This window comes from Pseudomonas sp. DW-iso17 (genome assembly GCF_058725345.1).
Map to the genome: position 1 here is coordinate 474,201 of NZ_JBZXEA010000021.1, position 16,557 is coordinate 490,757.

17 protein-coding genes are annotated in these 16,557 nt (G+C 61.2%); 7 read left to right on the forward strand and 10 right to left on the reverse strand.

The genetic code is table 11. The features are described 5' to 3' along the window. Window positions 1-45: 45 nt before the first annotated feature. Window positions 46-1,047, reverse strand: a complete 1,002-nt coding sequence (locus tag AC4PS6_RS16525) for an ABC transporter substrate-binding protein (RefSeq protein ID WP_020302215.1) — start codon at window positions 1,045-1,047, stop codon at window positions 46-48. A 279-nt stretch (window positions 1,048-1,326) separates the two neighbouring features. Between AC4PS6_RS16525 and AC4PS6_RS16530 the strand changes: the two genes are divergently transcribed. Both AC4PS6_RS16530 and AC4PS6_RS16535 read left to right on the forward strand, forming a co-directional pair. Beyond that, on the forward strand, window positions 1,327-2,925 hold the full coding sequence (locus tag AC4PS6_RS16530) for an ABC transporter permease (protein WP_336827223.1): 1,599 nt from the start codon (window positions 1,327-1,329) through the stop codon (window positions 2,923-2,925). Further along, window positions 2,922-3,737: an ABC transporter ATP-binding protein gene (locus AC4PS6_RS16535; protein WP_105225374.1), complete on the forward strand. Its 816-nt coding sequence runs from the start codon at window positions 2,922-2,924 to the stop codon at window positions 3,735-3,737. The genes AC4PS6_RS16530 and AC4PS6_RS16535 overlap by 4 nt, the downstream gene beginning before the upstream one ends. On the opposite strand, the gene AC4PS6_RS16540 is transcribed toward AC4PS6_RS16535, so the two are convergent. Then, entirely contained in the window at window positions 3,724-4,794 is a 1,071-nt protein-coding gene (locus AC4PS6_RS16540; protein WP_336827222.1) for a fatty acid desaturase, read from the reverse strand. The two genes, AC4PS6_RS16535 and AC4PS6_RS16540, sit on opposite strands and share 14 nt — an antisense overlap. Window positions 4,795-4,895: 101 nt before the next feature. Between AC4PS6_RS16540 and AC4PS6_RS16545 the strand changes: the two genes are divergently transcribed. Further along, window positions 4,896-5,900, forward strand: coding sequence for an AraC family transcriptional regulator (locus AC4PS6_RS16545; protein ID WP_122301154.1), 1,005 nt, complete (start codon window positions 4,896-4,898; stop codon window positions 5,898-5,900). 63 nt (window positions 5,901-5,963) lie between these two features. On the opposite strand, the gene AC4PS6_RS16550 is transcribed toward AC4PS6_RS16545, so the two are convergent. Continuing rightward, complete coding sequence (locus AC4PS6_RS16550; protein WP_146051511.1) at window positions 5,964-6,290, reverse strand: hypothetical protein; 327 nt, start codon at window positions 6,288-6,290, stop codon at window positions 5,964-5,966. Window positions 6,291-6,479: 189 nt separating this feature from the next. Between AC4PS6_RS16550 and AC4PS6_RS16555 the strand changes: the two genes are divergently transcribed. Next, a complete protein-coding gene (locus tag AC4PS6_RS16555) occupies window positions 6,480-6,953 on the forward strand; it encodes a heme-binding protein (protein WP_198833791.1) in 474 nt (157 codons plus the stop codon). A 27-nt stretch (window positions 6,954-6,980) separates the two neighbouring features. Beyond that, window positions 6,981-7,391 (forward strand): hydroxyisourate hydrolase, encoded by a 411-nt coding sequence (uraH, locus tag AC4PS6_RS16560; protein WP_014716425.1) that lies wholly within the window; start codon window positions 6,981-6,983, stop codon window positions 7,389-7,391. On the opposite strand, the gene AC4PS6_RS16565 is transcribed toward uraH, so the two are convergent. Further along, a complete protein-coding gene (locus AC4PS6_RS16565) occupies window positions 7,386-8,072 on the reverse strand; it encodes a Crp/Fnr family transcriptional regulator (RefSeq protein WP_336827221.1) in 687 nt (228 codons plus the stop codon). The genes uraH and AC4PS6_RS16565 overlap by 6 nt on opposite strands. Before the next feature lie 83 nt (window positions 8,073-8,155). Between AC4PS6_RS16565 and AC4PS6_RS16570 the strand changes: the two genes are divergently transcribed. Then, window positions 8,156-8,680 carry an Mpo1 family 2-hydroxy fatty acid dioxygenase gene (locus AC4PS6_RS16570; RefSeq protein ID WP_060767862.1) on the forward strand — a complete coding sequence of 175 codons (525 nt, stop codon included), beginning with the start codon at window positions 8,156-8,158 and terminating at the stop codon, window positions 8,678-8,680. A 127-nt stretch (window positions 8,681-8,807) separates the two neighbouring features. Here AC4PS6_RS16570 and AC4PS6_RS16575 read toward each other — a convergent pair whose 3' ends face one another. The 6 genes from AC4PS6_RS16575 to dibA form a co-directional block, all read right to left on the reverse strand. After that, window positions 8,808-9,788, reverse strand: a complete 981-nt coding sequence (locus AC4PS6_RS16575) for a sulfate/molybdate ABC transporter ATP-binding protein (protein WP_014716422.1) — start codon at window positions 9,786-9,788, stop codon at window positions 8,808-8,810. A 3-nt stretch (window positions 9,789-9,791) separates the two neighbouring features. Then, the gene (gene cysW, locus AC4PS6_RS16580; protein WP_014716421.1) at window positions 9,792-10,664 is read right to left on the reverse strand and encodes a sulfate ABC transporter permease subunit CysW; all 873 of its coding nucleotides are present in this window, start codon (window positions 10,662-10,664) and stop codon (window positions 9,792-9,794) included. Window positions 10,665-10,677: 13 nt separating this feature from the next. Further along, complete coding sequence (gene cysT, locus AC4PS6_RS16585; protein ID WP_003187564.1) at window positions 10,678-11,496, reverse strand: sulfate ABC transporter permease subunit CysT; 819 nt, start codon at window positions 11,494-11,496, stop codon at window positions 10,678-10,680. Between the two features lie 199 nt (window positions 11,497-11,695). Further along, complete coding sequence (locus AC4PS6_RS16590; protein ID WP_014716420.1) at window positions 11,696-12,706, reverse strand: sulfate ABC transporter substrate-binding protein; 1,011 nt, start codon at window positions 12,704-12,706, stop codon at window positions 11,696-11,698. A gap of 64 nt (window positions 12,707-12,770) precedes the next feature. Continuing rightward, entirely contained in the window at window positions 12,771-12,953 is a 183-nt protein-coding gene (oscA, locus tag AC4PS6_RS16595) for a sulfur starvation response protein OscA (protein WP_003170956.1), read from the reverse strand. Window positions 12,954-13,249: 296 nt separating this feature from the next. Next, window positions 13,250-15,166 carry a phosphodiesterase DibA gene (dibA, locus tag AC4PS6_RS16600; RefSeq protein ID WP_336827220.1) on the reverse strand — a complete coding sequence of 639 codons (1,917 nt, stop codon included), beginning with the start codon at window positions 15,164-15,166 and terminating at the stop codon, window positions 13,250-13,252. A 166-nt stretch (window positions 15,167-15,332) separates the two neighbouring features. Between dibA and desA the strand changes: the two genes are divergently transcribed. Further along, on the forward strand, window positions 15,333-16,517 hold the full coding sequence (desA, locus tag AC4PS6_RS16605; RefSeq protein WP_003187559.1) for a delta-9 fatty acid desaturase DesA: 1,185 nt from the start codon (window positions 15,333-15,335) through the stop codon (window positions 16,515-16,517). The last annotated feature ends 40 nt before the right edge of the window (window positions 16,518-16,557 follow it).

A 16,557-nucleotide genomic window follows, 5' to 3' on the forward strand; every position in this document is an offset into this window, starting at 1 on the left:
GGAGCTGGCTTGCCTGCGATAGCGATAGCCCAGGCACCGACAAGCTCAGAGCCCTGCCGCCACCAGCCCAGGCGCCACCCAATCACTCACCTGAAACGACTTGCGAATCAACTTCTCCCTGGACGCCAAGTCCACCGCATCCTGCAATTTGCCAAGGAACACCGGGTCCAGCGTGGAGGGGAAAACTTCGCTGAGTTTCTGGTCTTTCAAATCATTGGTGAGGATCACCGGCGGGTAACTGGCCAGCCCTGACACCAGTGCGATGTACGCCTGTTTGTTGTTGTCATCGGTCAACCACTGCACCGCTTGCTGCTGGGCCTTGAGCAACGTGGCCACGGCGTCTGGGTGTTCATCGACGAATTTGGAGCTGCCCACCAGCACGGCCTGGATGCTGCCGGCATCGCCCAGGTCCTTGGTGGTCAGCGGTATTTCTGCCAAACCTTTGGCCTGCAACGCCGTCAGGGTGGACCCGCCCCAGGTGGCGTCAATCTGCTTGGCGGCCAGGGCAGCAGCGGCCGCGTTGAAGTCCAGGTTGATCACCTTAAGGTCCTTCTCGCTCAAGCCCTGGCTGGCCAATGCGCTGTCGAACGACAACTGGCTGGCCGTGCCTCGGAACACCGCCACGCGCTTGCCCTTGAGGTCTTGCAGGGTCTTGATGCCGGAGCCCGGCACCACGCCGAGGTAGTGTTTCACTCCCCGTGCAGAGGCGCTGAGCAGCCGCGTATCCAGGCCATTGGAGCGGCCGATGATCGCTGCCAGGTCGCCCAGATAGGCCAGGTCCACCTGGCCGTTGGCGAACGCTTCATTGATCACCGGACCGGCGCCCTTGAAGTAATTCCACTGGATCTTGATGCCTTGGTCGGCAAAGGCTTTTTCAAAGATCTGCTGTTCACGCAACACGTCGGTGATGCCACCGCCGCTGTGCTGGCTGCCGGCACTGAGGTCGGGCACTGCGATGCGGATTTCCTTGAGGTCGGCGGCATGCACCAACCCGGCCAGGGCGGTGCCGGCGAACAGGCTGATCAGACGTTTAAAGGGCAGTTTCATAAGCGCAGCTCCTGGTGGGCGACGGTCGCCTGGGGAGCAAAAAGTAGGCATAGACTGAACAAAACTTTAAATACTATAAATTCACAATTTAATAGCATTTAGAAATATGCAAGCTAACCCGCTGCCTCCAGAGGCATATGCATAAACAGCATCGAAAATATTCTTCGAATGCATTGGATGCGTGGCGGCGTGAGGCTTTAAATGACTTTTCTTATCTCACAATCATCTTGATCACGCTTTTGTAAGATCGAAATCACATAACGCATTCGGAGGTCTTCCATGGCCCGGATTTCACTTCTGAGCCTGCCGCTGGCGGCCCCGTCTAAAGGCATCGCGCCGCGCTGGGCGCAGCTGGGCCAGCGTTTATTGCCGTGGCTGCTGCCGCTCACGCTGTTTGCCTTATGGTGGCTGGCCAGCCGCAATCATTGGATGAGCGAGCAGATTCTGCCCACCCCCGCCCTGGTGTGGAACAGCGCGGTGGAGTTGGCCGCTGGCGAGTTATGGAGCCATCTGGCGATCAGCTTGCAGCGCTTGTTCTGGGGCCTGCTGGCCGGTGTCAGTGCCGGCGCGATACTGGGCGCGTCCCTGGGTTTCAGTGCGCGCGCCGAGCGCTTGGTGTTCCCGACGTTCAGCGCGCTGGCGCAAGTGCCGACCCTCGCCTGGATCCCGCTGTTCATGGTGTTTTTCGGCATTGGCGAAACCCTCAAGCTGGTGGTGCTGGTCAAGGCCATCGTGGTGCCCGTGACCCTGCATACCCTGGTGGGCGTGCGCGACGCCCAGCCCAACCTGCGCGAAGCCGCCCGTGTACTGCGCCTGCCTGGCCACTTGCTGATCCGCCGCCTGGTCCTGCCCGCCGCACTGCCTGCGTTCATGGCCGGCGTACGCCTGGCCCTGGCCGCCGGCTGGACCTCCCTGCTGGCCGTGGAGCTGCTGGCCTCCAGCGAAGGCATCGGCTACCTGATGGTGTGGGCGCGCCAGTTGTTCATGCTCGATATCGTCTTCGTGTGCATCGTGGTCATTGGCGTGCTGGGTGTAGTGATGGACCGCGGCATCGGCTGGCTGGATCGCAAGTGGGTGCACTGGCCCCATCCGGCCACTGCGCAGATTCGACGCGGGCCACGCTATGAAGGCTGGCAACGCCTGCAGCCCTGGTTGTTACCTTTGCTGTTGTTGGCGCTGTGGCAGGCCGCGACGCAACAGGGCTGGGTAGACCCGAACATTCTGGTCAGCCCCTGGGCCGTGCTGCAAACCATCCTGGCCGGCGTGCTGGATGGCAGCTTGACCACCGCCCTGGGCAAAAGCCTGGGACGGGCCCTGGGCGGCTTGTTGCTCGGCGGCAGCCTGGGCTTTGCCGTGGGCTTGTGGCTGGGGTTGTCGCGGCGCAGTGAACGACTGCTCGGCCCAACCTTGTCCGCGTTGCGCCAGATTGCCATTTTCGCCTGGGTGCCACTGTTGACCGCCTGGTTCGGCCTGGGTGAGTTGGCCAAGTGGGTGTTTATCGCGCTCGCCGCCTTCTTCCCGTTGTTTATTGCCACCCAGCGCAGCGTGCTCAACCTGTCACCCCAGCTGCGCGAAGCCGCGCAGGTGCTGCGGCTGAACCTCTGGCAACGCCTGCGCCGCCTGGTGCTGCCGGGTGCCGCGTCGGGGATTTTCGCCGGCCTGCGCCTGAGCCTGATCTACGCGTGGATGGGCACCCTCGGCGCCGAATATTTCATGCCCTCCAATGGCGGCATCGGCAGCCTGATGATCGGCGCCCAACAGTTGCTGCGCATGGATTTGATCATGAGCGGCATGCTGCTGGTCGGCCTCACCGGCGCCGTTCTCAACCTGATCGGCCAACGCATCGAAACCCGTGCCACCCGCTGGAGACACGCATGAACGCACCGATTGTCAGCTTCAACCACGTGGGTAAGTCCTTCGACGTCGATGGCTTCGAACTGGAAGCCATCCGTGAATTCAACCTGGAGGTGGCCGAAGGGGAATTTGTTGCGATTGTCGGCTCCAGTGGATGCGGGAAATCCACACTGCTGCGCTTGCTGGTGGGCTTGGATACGCAGTTTCGCGGCGAGATCCAGGTCGATGGCAAAGCCGTCAGCGGTATCGGTGGCGAGCGCGGCATCGTGTTCCAGGAGCACCGCCTGTTCCCGTGGCTGACCGTGGCGCAAAACATTGGCCTGGGGCTGGTCAACGAGCCCCTGAGCGAGGCCGAGCGCAACCGGCGCATCAGTGACTTTATCGAGCTGGTGGGCCTCACCGACTTCACCCGCGCCTACCCCCACCAACTCTCCGGCGGCATGGCGCAACGGGTGGCGATTGCCCGCGGCCTGGTGGCCAGCCCGCGCATCCTGTTGCTGGACGAACCCTTCGGCGCCCTGGATGCACTGACGCGCCAGCAGATGCAGGACGAACTGCTGGCGATTCGTGCCCGCGCCAGGATCACCACGGTACTGGTGACCCACGATGTGGAAGAGGCGATTTTCCTCGCCGATCGCGTGGTGGTGATGGAGCCGCGTCCGGGGCGAATCAAGCAGGTCGTCGAGATCGCCCTGCCTCATCCGCGCCAGCGCAGCAGTTTTGAATTCCACCAGCTACGCGAAGAGCTGTTGCACGAATTAACCAGCGACGACCATTACCAACCGCCAGTGCGCGAACAGATCCGTGACCTGCCATTGGCGTTCATTGCTTGCTGAAAGAAAGCTCAGTGCGCGGGTGTTCCTGGGGCTCCAGGCGATTGGCTCGCGCAAACGTGCCCAAATCATTGAAGCGCACCCCCATCTCGGCCATGACCTTGTGCGCCACCTTGGCGGTCATCTGGCGGATGTAGAACGGTTCTTTCACCACAAAGTGATGGATGCCGTGGGTGCTGCCGAAGTTGAAGCAGAACGCCTGCAACGGCCATAGCCACCAAGGGTTCAGCACTTGGGTTTGCTGAATCACATTGCCCAGTTCCACATCGCCGTAGTAATGCATGTTGGAGCTGACAAAGTGCAGGCAGAAGGTGCGCAACACGTTCGGGCCGATGATCACCACCGCAGCGATATCGATCACCTGCATCACCTGCAAGGTACCGGCTGACCACTGAATGGGCGCGCCCATCAAACTGGCAATGCCATTGGCGACATGAAAGCCCAGGAAGACGTACCACGCGCCCCAATGCAGCAAGGCCAGCGGTGCGTACACCAGCAGCACGCGCTTGAGGATGCTAGCCCTGTGCGGCCAGGTCTTGGCGCGCAACAGACGGATCAAGGCTGACATCATGTTGTCCCCCACCATCAGCAACCGCGCGATGCCCCAGGGTTCGCCATTGGTGATCGCGCGCTCTTCCATGTCGGCTTCGGTGCCCGAGACCTTGTGATGGTTGAGGTGCAGGTGCCGGCGTATCCATGGGTTGATGGTGCTTGGCCGCGCCAGCCATACCAGGCCCATCATCAGGTTGTGGGGCACGCGTTGCTTGCGAAAGTACATGCTGTGGATCAGGTCGTGTTCCAACTCATGGGTGAGCGAGGCGAAAAAGGCATTGAGCAGCAGACACACCCACCAGGCCATATGACCGCTGATATAAAGCGCTGCCGAGCCGAGCATGCCCAGCAGGGCAAAGGCCAGGATGCCCGCGCCCAGCGCGTCCTGATGCAACAACCAGGGGTGCCGCTGGCGCAAGCGCACGCCTTCGGCCATCACCACCTCGCGGATATGCGCCGAACGCTGTTGCGCGTTCAACGGCTGGGGGCTTGCAGAAGTACCGTCCATGCTTCCATTCTCTTGTGAAGTGATGCCTGAATCCTGCACCTAACCCTAGCGCAGGACGCTAGCCGCGCACGCCAATCTGTTGACCACAAGCGCCAATTGCCATGACCGAACCCACTTCCCTCGCCAGCTGGACCCGTGCCCTGCGCAAGCAGCTCGACGCCCTGGGCCTCGACAGCGCCGCCCTGTGCGCCGAAGCCGGGCTGGACCCGCAGCAGATGGACGACCCCAACGCCCGCTATCGGTTGTCGGCCACCACGCGCCTATGGGCGCTGGCGGTACAGGCCAGTGGCGACCCTGCGATCGGGCTGCGGGTGTCGCGGTTTGTCAGCCCCACCACCTTTCATGCGCTGGGTTACGCACTAGTGGCCAGCGGCAGCTTGCGCGAGGTGTTCGAGCGCATCGTGCGCTATCACCAGGTGGTCAGTGATGCCCTGGACCTGGAGCTGAGCCGCCACGGCGACATCTACCGTTTTCGCCTGCTCCAACCTCCAGGCAGCCCCGCGCCCGCGCCGGAAGCGATTGATGCCTTTGCGGCGATCTACGTACGCACCTGTCGCAACCGCCTGGGTCGCGACTATGCGCCGTTGGCCGTTTACCTGCGGCGCCCGGAACCCGCCGACCCCGAGCCGTGGCACAGGGTATTTCGCGCGCCGGTATGGTTTGCCGCCGACGAAGACCGCCTGGAATTCGCCGCCAGCGACTTCGACAGCCACCTGGACGACGCCAACCCGGAGCTGGCCGAGCACAACGAAACCGTGCTCAAACGCACCCTCGCCCAACTGCAACCGCTGACCTGGGAACGCAAGGTGCGCGCCGCCATCGAGGCGCAATTGCCGGACGGCGAGCCAGGCGCCGAACGCATTGCACAAGCGCTGCACTTGAGCCTGCGCAGCTTGCAGCGGCACTTGGCCGATGAAGGGTGTCGGTTTGACGCCTTGCTCAATGAATGCCGGCAAAACCTGGCGTTATTGCACCTGCGCGACCCGCAGTGCTCATTGGCCGAGATCAGCCATTTGCTGGGGTTTGCCGATACCAGCAGTTTCAATCGTGCGTTCAAGCGCTGGACGGGGATGACGCCGGGGCAGTTTCGCGAGGATTTGCAGTAGTCATCCAAGTACCCGCTGCCTTCCCTCAAGGACGACTACTTACCCAGGCCAGAAAACATCCGCTCACTTCACCGTAAATCTGATAACCGATGTCCATGCGGAACGCTCCAGCGTTGTTTCCTGCCAGCCGAAAACACCGACCTCACCTGGCTCCAGAGAATGTGTGAATTCCCATGATCCATCCGGCTTGACTTTAGCGCCGCCAAATTTATCCCCATTTGCCGGAGTAAGGGAGAAGTAGACGTCCCACTCGGGAAGACCCGTGCCTTTGAACGTCACTGGGCTCGCATAACTTCCACCTTGAACCGGTAGTTCTACAACCGGTGGGGCTTCTGCACGCTTTCCTGGCCTCGGTATTGGAGGGAAAAAATCACAAGAATTTTCTGCCATGAGCCTTAACTCCTCGATTGTCACGATTGACAATCAAAGTCTGCGCCCTCTGAAACATCGCATCTACTGTCAACGTTGACAGGTACAAAACCCACTCAGCCAGTTTGATTACAAACCTGTCATCCAATTGTGCGGCTTTTGTCCGCGTCCGCTGGTTACCGTGACGGCCTGCTTTCTGGAGCCCTCACTATGTACCGCACTGCCTTGTTCCTGAGCCTCGCCGTGGCCACCGTCGCCCAGGCGGCACCACAATTACCACGCCATGCCGAGCTGGATCTGCACGCCGCTCGCCAACTGGCCGACGCCAGCCTGGCCCACTGCACCGCGGCGCTGACCGTACTCGACCGCGGTGGCAACCTGTTGCTGGGCCTGCGCGCTGACGGTGTCGGCCCGCACAACAGCCTCGCCAGCCAACGCAAGGCGTACACGGCGCTGTCGACAAAAACCCCGACCCGGCTGTTTGCCGAACGGGCGCGTAATAACCCCGAGGCCGCCAACCTCAACAGCGTGCCCGAGCTGCTGTTGCTCGGCGGCGGCGTGCCGCTGTTTGCCGATGCCGAACTGGTCGGTGCGCTGGGCATCGCCGGTGCCGGTGGCGCCGCGCAGGATGAAGCCTGCGCCGTACAAGCCGCCGAGCAACTGGGCTTGAAAATCACCCCTTGATTCCACTTCCCTCAAAAGGACTTCGCGATGAAAACCTTGAGCATGACCCTTGCCGCACTGAGCTTGAGTGGCCTGTGCAACCTGGCCCTGGCCGACGGCAACCCCCTGAGCGTGCACGTACTCAACCTGGAAAACGGCCTGCCAAGCGCCGGTGTCAACGTGACCCTGGAACAGCACGTGGGCGATAAATGGCAGTCGCTGTCTGAAGGTGTGACCAACCAGCAAGGCCGCATCGCCGAGCTGTTCCCGGCCAACCGCAGCATGCAGCCGGGCGAGTACCGCGTGGTGTTCAAGACCGGCGATTACTACAAGAAGGCGAACCGCGAGACGTTCTTCCCCGAGGTGCCGGTGATTTTCCAGGTCAAGCAGGCCGACCAGCACTACCACATCCCGCTGCTGCTCAGCCCTTACGGCTTCTCCACCTATCGCGGTTCATAGGCCCGCGGCCAGCCGCAGCCCATTGAGGTCGCGTATCTCGATGGCGCCGTAACTCAAGCCGATAATGCCCTGTTGCTCCAGCGCCTTGAGCAGACTGTTGATGGTCTGGCGCGACAGGCCCAGCATTGCCGCCAGATCCTCCTGGGGCAGTTGCAGCACGCGGCGCGCATGCTCAACTTCGCCATAGCCTTGGGCGATCATCAGCAGCCGATGGGCCAGGCGCTTTGAAGCGGGCATCAGGCTCATCTGTTCGATATTGATCAACGACAGCCTCAGTTTATGGCTCATCAACAGTGCCATCTCCCGCCAGAACAGCGGATGCTGTTCGAGAATGCCGAGCATCGCCGCCTGCGGCACCTGCAGCAGTCTGCAAGCACCCGTGGCCAAGGCATCGTGGGTGCGCGGCAGGTTGTCGAACAGGCAGATCTCGCCGAACCAGTAGGGCGTTTCCACCAGGCTCAACACCGCTTCCTTGCCCTGAGCACTGACCGCACTGATGCGCACCGTGCCTTCCAGCACCGCATACACGCCGCACGGCGGGTCACCGCGCTTGAACAGGTACTGCCCCGCCGTCAGCACACGCAACCGCGCCGCCCCCAGCAGGCTACGCTGCAAGTCAGGCGGCAAATGGCTGAACCAATGACCGCGAGCCAATTGCGCGTGCCATGTCCCTGTGTCCATGCGAACTCCGAAGATTGTCGCCCAATTGACAGTTAGGCACCGACTGACAGGGCATGATCAAACATCCTACAGGAGGAACAACAATGAAAAGCCTCGTCGACCACCTCAGTCAATACGCCGCATACCACCGCGACCCACGCAACATCGCCAGCCACTTCATCGGTATTCCGTTGATTGTGGTGGCGGTGGCCGTGCTGTTGTCGCGCCCCGAATGGTCGATGGGCGGGCTGTGGCTATCACCTGCGGTACTGCTGGCGTTGTTTTCGGCGTGGTTTTATCTGCGCCTGGAACTGGCCTTGGGCGTGTTGATGACGGTGCTGATGGGCTTGTCGGTGTGGGCCGGGCATGTGCTGGCGGCGCAAAGCACGGCGGTGTGGCTGAGCAGCGGCGTGGGGATGTTTGTGGTGGGCTGGGTGATTCAGTTCGTCGGGCATTACTACGAAGGCAGGAAGCCTGCGTTTGTGGATGATGTGTCGGGGCTGATCGTGGGGCCGTTGTTTGTGGTGGCGGAGTTGGCGTTTTTGCTGGGGTTGCGGCAGGACCTCAAGCGCCAGATTGAAGAGCGCTCTGGGCCGGTGGGAGTACGCGGGAAAAACGCCACGGTCTAACAAGTACTGAACATCCAATGTGGGAGCCGGGGTTGCCCGCGATGGCGGTGGATCAGTTGGCATAACTGTCGACTGACACACCGCCATCGCGGGCAAGCCCGGCTCCCACAAGGGTTTTGCAGTGTTATTAGGCTTTTTGCCAGACCTTGGGTTTGAAGAACAAGGTCTCGCCCCGCGCCAACCCGGTGAGGCTGTCATGGTCTTTCACCACTTCGGCCTCGATCAACTCGCTTTGGCCTTCGACCTTCAAGGTCACGCGAGTAGTCGCGCCCAACGGCCGAATATCCCGCACTTGCGCCGCATGGTGATCTTCCAGTTCATGGCGTGACAACGACACTTCGTGGGGACGGAACAGCAGGTGCTTGTCTTCGCCCAAATGCAGGCGGTTGGAGTCCCCCAGGAAGTGATAGACAAAGTCGCTGGCCGGGTTTTCGTAGACGTCGCCCGGTGAACCGATCTGCTCGATCACGCCCTTGTTCATCACCACGATACGGTCGGCGACTTCCATGGCCTCTTCCTGGTCGTGGGTCACGAAGACCGAGGTCAGGTTGATGTCCTCGTGCAGGCGCGCCAGCCAGCGGCGCAGTTCTTTACGCACCTTGGCATCAAGGGCGCCGAACGGCTCGTCGAGCAGCAGAACCTTGGGCTCCACCGCCAAGGCGCGGGCCAGGGCGATACGCTGGCGCTGGCCACCGGAAAGTTGTTCCGGGTAGCGGTCGGACAACCAATCGAGCTGCACCATGTTCAGCAGCTCGTGAACCTTGCTCGCGATCTGGCTTTCGGTGGGGCGTTGGTTTTTCGGCTTCATGCGCAGGCCGAAAGCGACGTTGTCGAACACGGTCATGTGGCGGAACAGCGCGTAGTGCTGGAACACAAAGCCCACGTTGCGATCACGCACATCGTGGCCGGAGACGTCTTCACCATGGAACACGATGCTGCCGGCGTCCGGGGTTTCCAGGCCGGCGATGATGCGCAGCAACGTGGTCTTGCCGCAGCCGGACGGGCCCAGCAACGCCACCAGCTCGCCACTCTGGATATCCAGGTTGATGCTGTCCAGGGCCTTGAAGGCGTTGAAGTTCTTGCTGACATTACGGACTTCGATCGACATGACTTATTCCTCACCCGCGCTGTTGCGCAGGCGGTTGATTCGGTTCTCGCTCCACTGCTTGAGCAGCAGGATGAAGAGCGCCAGGATCAGCAACAGGCTGGCCACCGCAAACGCGGCAACGTGGTTGTATTCGTTGTAGAGAATCTCGACATGCAGCGGCAGGGTGTTGGTGACGCCGCGAATGTGGCCGGACACCACCGACACCGCGCCGAACTCACCCATGGCCCGCGCCGTACACAGCACCACGCCGTAGATCAGGCCCCACTTGATGTTCGGCACGGTGACATGCCAGAACATCTGCCAGCCATTGGCGCCCAGCAGGCGCGCGGCTTCTTCTTCCTGGGTGCCCTGCTCCTGCATCAGCGGGATCAACTCACGGGCCACGAACGGCACGGTGACGAAGATGGTCGCCAGCACGATGCCCGGCAGGGCGAACACGATCTGGATGTCATGCTCTTGCAGCCACGGCCCGAAGAAGCCCTGGGCGCCGAACATCAACACGTACACCAGGCCGGCGATCACCGGCGAGACCGAGAACGGCAGGTCGATCAGCGTGACCAGGATGCTCTTGCCACGGAACGAGTACTTGCTCACGCACCAGGCGGCGCTGACGCCGAACACCAGGTTGAGCGGCACCGAAATCAGCACGGCGATCACCGTGAGTTTCAGCGCCGACAGCGCGTCTGGCTCAAGGATTGCCGTGAAGAACGTGCCGAGGCCGTTCTTCAAGCCCTGGGACACCACCACCAGCAATGGCAGCAGCAGAAACAGGACGAATACCAGCCAGCCAAGGCCGATCAGGATACGTCGCGAGGTCGCACTGCCACGCCGGGCGGCGTTGGCCGAGGACGCGGCGGAAATAGACGATTGGGACATGTTCCGCGCCTCCTTATGGACGTTCGATGCGCCGCTGCAACAGATTGATCAGCAGCAGCAAGACAAAGGACACCACCAGCATCAGCACACCAATGGAGGTGGCGCCGCGGTAGTCGTATTGGTCGAGCTTGACCATGATCAGCAATGGCAGGATTTCGGTTTTCATCGGCATGTTGCCGGCAATGAAGATCACCGAACCGTACTCACCCACGCCTCGGGCAAACGCCAGGGCGAAGCCGGTCAGCCAGGCGGGCAACAATGCCGGCACGAGGATGTAGCGGAACACCTGCAACGGCTTGGCGCCGAGGCAGGCGGCGGCCTCTTCGATTTCCCGGGGGATATCGGCCAGCACCGGCTGCACCGTGCGCACCACGAAGGGCAACGTGACGAAGGTCAGCGCCAGGGTGATACCCAGGGGGGTGTAGGCGATCTTGAAACCCAGGTCGGCGGCAAACTGGCCGACCAGGCCGTTGGGCGCGTACAGCGCCGTCAGCGCGATACCGGCGACGGCGGTGGGCAGGGCGAACGGCAGGTCGATCATCGCGTCGATGACCTTGCGCCCGGGGAAGGTGTAGCGCACCAGCACCCAGGCCAACAAAGTGCCAATCACACCGTTGATGAGTGCGGCGTACAGCGCGGTACTGAAGCTCAGCTTCAAGGCCGCCAGCACGCGAGGCGCGGAGATGATGTTCCAGAACTGATCCCAGGTGAGTTGAGCGGCGTGTACAAACATCGCCGCCAGGGGGATGAGTACGATCAGGCTGAGGTACACCACGGTGTAGCCCAGCGTCAGCCCGAAGCCGGGTATGACGGGGGAGATACGACGCGACATAAGAGTCCTTGGTTAAAGGGTAGAAACCACTGTAGGAGCGTGCGTTCTGTGGCAGCTGGCTTTTCTGTGGGAGCCGGGCTTGCCCGCGATGCAGGCACCTCGGTGTATCAGCCACACCATGGTGATGCTATCGCAGGCAAGCCAGCTCCCACACCAGCCCAGTCCCTACAGAAAGTCAGGCCCCTACAGGTACTTTGGCTTATTGCGCCGTGTAGATCTGGTCGAACACGCCACCGTCATTGAAGAATTTCGGTTGGGCAGTTTTCCAGCCGCCGAAGTCTTTGTCGATAGTCACCAGGTCCAGTTTCGGGAACTGCTGGGCGTATTTGGCGGCGACTTTTTCATCCCGTGGACGGTAGAAGTTCTTCGCCGCAATCTCCTGGCCCGCCGGGCTGTACAGGTGGTTGAGGTACGCGGTGGCGATCTCGGTGTTGCCCTTTTTCTCGGCGTTCTTGTCCACAACGGCCACAGGCGGTTCCGCCAGGATCGACAGGGAAGGCACGACGATGTCGAACTTGTCGGCGCCGCCGTCTTCCTTCAAGGCCAGGAACGCCTCGTTTTCCCACGCCAGCAGCACGTCACCCTGGCCGTTGTTGACGAAGGTAATGGTAGAACCGCGCGCGCCGGTGTCCAGTATCGGCACGTGCTTGAACAGCTCTTTGACGTATTCCTGGGCCTTGGCTTCGCTGCCGCCAGCCTTGAGGCCGTAGGCCCAGGCGGCGAGGAAGTTCCAGCGTGCACCGCCGGAGGTTTTCGGGTTGGGCGTGATCACCGACACGTCTTTCTTGATCAGGTCGCCCCAGTCCTTGATGCCTTTGGGGTTGCCCTTGCGCACCAGGAACACGATGGTGGAGGTGTATGGGGTGCTGGCGTCCGGCAGGCGGGTCTGCCAGTTCTCCGGCAGGGTCTTGCCCAGCTTGGCGACTTCATCAATGTCACCGGCCAGGGCCAGGGTCACTACGTCGGCGCGCAGGCCGTCAATCACTGCGCGTGCTTGCTTGCCCGAGCCACCGTGGGACTGCTGGATCTTGACGTTGTCGCCGGGGTGGGACTGTTTCCAGAAGCTGGTGAACTCAGCGTTGTAATCCTGGTACAGCTCACGGGTGGGGTCGTACGAGACGTTGAGCAACTCGTAGTCCTTGGCAACGGCGGAACCGGCAAACACGGCACTGGCCAATGCGGCCAAGGCATAACGGCGAATCGACGACATAGAAGCTCCTGAAATTCTTGAGTGTTGGCTTTTCTTGTAATTGCGGGTCTATCGCCGTTCTTGCTCAGCTCGGTTTGTTACCGGGGTTCTGCAGACGGAATTTTTCCTTGCGTTCGATCTGTACCACTTGGGCGTTGTGTACGGTGATTTCCACCGCGCCAAACCGCAGGTCGCGCAGGGCGCTCTGGATTTCACGCAAAATGGCTGCTTCGTCCTGGCCGTCAACGCTACGTAGAGATGCGCTCATGGTCTCGCTCCTGAAAATGAGTAGTGCCTGGCAGTGGCGGCACTGCTTGCGGCGTGAGGGCGATAGTAGATAAGCGCGGATATTCTTAAAAATACTATTTAAGAATGTTTATATAACCAGAAAGAATTTTCTGATAGGGCATGGGGTTGCAAGGGTTTCCACAGAAAAAACGCTCATGCACAGTCGCCGCAGAACCCTGTGGGAGCTGGCTTGCCTGCGAAAGCGGTGGTGCAGTAACACATGCAGCGACTGACACACCGCCTTCGCGGGCAAGCCCGACTCCCACATTGACCGCGTCAGTCCTGGCGGATCAGAGGTGCTCGGGTCCAGTCGATTTCATCAGCCGGCATGGGCCGTCCAAACCAGTACCCCTGGCCCATGTCGCATTCCTGATCCAGTAGGAACCGCGCCTGTTCCACCTGCTCAATTCCTTCGGCGTGCACCTGCATGCCCATGCTTTTGGCCAGGGCGATCACCACGCGCACAATCGCCGCGTCGTCTTCGTCCCACGGCAAGCCCGCCACAAAGCCCTGGTCGATCTTGAGCTTCTGCACCGGCAGACGCTTGAGGCGCAGCAACGAGGAATAGCCGGTGCCAAAGTCGTCGATCGCCAGGCGCAGGCCCAGTTCGCGCAGGCGGTGCAGTTGCTCCAACGCGACTTCCGGGTCGTCCATCACGGCGCTCTCGGTGACTTCCAGCTCCAGGAAGGCCGGATCCAGCCCAGTGGTGTGCAGCACTTGGGCCACTTGCTCATACAGCTCGCGCCGGGCAAACAGGCGGCTGGAGACATTGATTGCGATAAAGCTCAGCGGCGCGCCGTCGGCCAGCCATTGGCACATCTGGCGGCAGGCCTGGTCCATCACCCACGCATCGATGTCGGCAATCAGCCCGGTGCGCTCGGCGATGGGGATGAACTCGCCCGGCGGTACCAGGCCGCGTTCCGGGTGCTGCCAGCGCACCAGTGCTTCAACGCCGACCAAGCGGCTGTCGTGCAGGTCGTGCACCGGCTGGTAATACACGCGCAGCTCATGTTGGTCGAGGGCGCGACGCAGCTCGCCGGCGATTTCCACCCGGTGTTGGGCGTGGGCGGTCAGCTCTTCGGTATACAACGCGTAGCCTTCGCGCCCGGCACTCTTGGCCTTGAACAACGCGGAATCGGCGTTGCGCAGCAATTGCTCGGCGCTCAGGGCGTCACTGGGGAACAGGCTGATACCGATACTGGCGCTGATAAACAGCTGGTTGCCGTCAAAAATGAACGGATCCTTCATGGCGTTGAGCATGCGCTGCGCCAAGGCCGCCGCTTGCACCACCTGCGGGCAACTTTCTGCCAGCACGGCAAACTCGTCGCCCCCCAGGCGCGCCAGGGTAACCCCCGGCCCAAACAGGCCGCTGAGGCGTTCGGCCACCAACTTGAGCAACTGATCGCCAACGTTATGGCCGAGGCTGTCGTTGATGATCTTGAAGTGATCCAAGTCCATCAACAGCAGAGCGCAGCCTCGCTTGTGCACCTGCGCGGAAGCCAGGGCCTGCTCGGCGCGATCGGTGAACAGCAGGCGATTGGGCAGGTCGGTGAGCGGGTCATGGTGTGCCAGGTGCGCCAATTCGTGCTCGGAGTCCTTGATGGCGCTGATGTCCGAAAACACCGCCACGTAGTGGCTGACCTGGCCCTGGTCATCGTGAATCACGCGGATGGTTTGCCACTGGGGGTAAACCTCGCCGCTTTTACGTCGGTTCCAGATTTCGCCGCTCCATTCGCCGGTGCTTTCCAGGGCCTGGAACATCTGCTGGTAGAAATGCGCCGAGTGGCGCCCGGACTTGAACAGGCTTGGCCGTTGGCCCATCACGTCGTCGCGCTGGTAGCCGGTGATCTCCATAAACGCGCGGTTGACGTGCACGATCAGCCCCTGGGTATCGGTGACCAGCACCCCTTCGCGGGTGCAATCGAACACCGCAGCGGCCTGACGCAGGCGCTCGCGGTTCTCTTTCAGGGGTTGTTGCAACGCATGGGCACGGGCAAAACGCCAGCCTATCCAGTAAATGAGCAAGGCGCTGAGGCTGACCCACACATAACCGCGCGCTTGCAGCCAGCGTCCCAGCTCCAAGGGTTCATCGATAAAGTTGATTAATAGGTAATGGCTGAGCTGGAGCCAAAGGATGGAAACCAGCAGGTACACCAACCCCGCACGTAGGGCACCTCGGTATGAAAACAGCATATGCTTAGTAATCCTTACTAAATAACCAGAATCGCCCTACAAAGGATCAGGATTATAGAGGAGGAAACACTTTGTAAGTCTTATCTGAAACGGTGACTGGTTTTATCTGCAAAGGAAGTGATAATGCGGGTGCTGTTTTTTTCTTTATCTGAGGGCCATACAGCCTATGTGGTACAACGGTTTTCTTGATCTGTCCGCCTGGCAACTGGTGGCAGTCACGCTGTTGATGACCCACGTGACCATTATTGGGGTCACTGTCTATCTGCACCGTTATTCGGCCCATCGCTCGCTCGAGCTCAATGCCGGCCTTAAACACTTCTTCCGCTTCTGGCTGTGGCTGACCACGGCGCAGAACACTCGCGAGTGGACCGCCATCCACCGCAAGCACCACGCCAAATGCGAAACCGTCGATGACCCGCACAGCCCGGTGATCAAGGGCTTGTCCACCGTGCTGCGCAAAGGTGCCGAGCTGTACCGCGCCGAGGCGGAAAACCCCGAGACCCTGCGTATCTACGGCAAAAACTGCCCGGACGACTGGATCGAACGCAATCTCTACACGCGCTACCCGCTGTTGGGCGTGGCGCTCATGGGCGTGATCGACCTGCTGCTGTTCGGCACCATCGGTATCACTATCTGGGCGATCCAGATGATGTGGATCCCGTTCTGGGCCGCCGGCGTGATCAACGGCCTGGGGCATGCCGTGGGCTATCGCAACTTCGAATGCCGTGACGCCGCCACCAACCTGGTGCCGTGGGGCATCATCGTCGGCGGCGAAGAGCTGCACAACAACCACCACACCTACCCTAACTCGGCCAAGCTGTCGGTGAAGAAGTGGGAGTTCGACCTGGGCTGGGCCTGGATCAAGGTGTTCAGCTTCCTGCGCCTGGCCAAGGTGCAGCGTGTAGCGCCCATCGCCCACCGCGTCGAAGGCAAGGGCAGCCTGGACATGGACACCGCCATGGCGATCCTCAACAACCGCTTCCAGATCATGGCCCAATACCGCAAGTTGGTGATTGGCCCGCTGGTCAAGCAGGAGCTGGAGAAGGTCGATCATTCGGTACGCCACCAGTTCCACCGCGCCAAGCGCCTGCTGTCGCGGGAAACCAGCTTGCTGGAAGACCGCCATCACCTGCGCATCCAGAGCATGCTGGAACACAGCCATGCCCTGACCGTGATCTACGAAAAGCGCCTGGCGCTGCAGCAGATCTGGCTCAAGACCAGTTCCAACGGCCACGACATGCTGGCGGCGATCAAGGAATGGGTGCATGAAGCCGAGGCCAGTGGCATCCAATCCCTGCGCGATTTTGCCCACCAGTTGAAGACTTACTCGTTGCGTCCTACAGCAGCGTGAGGGCCCCGTGGGAGGGTTCGCCCTCCCACGCACTGGCTTT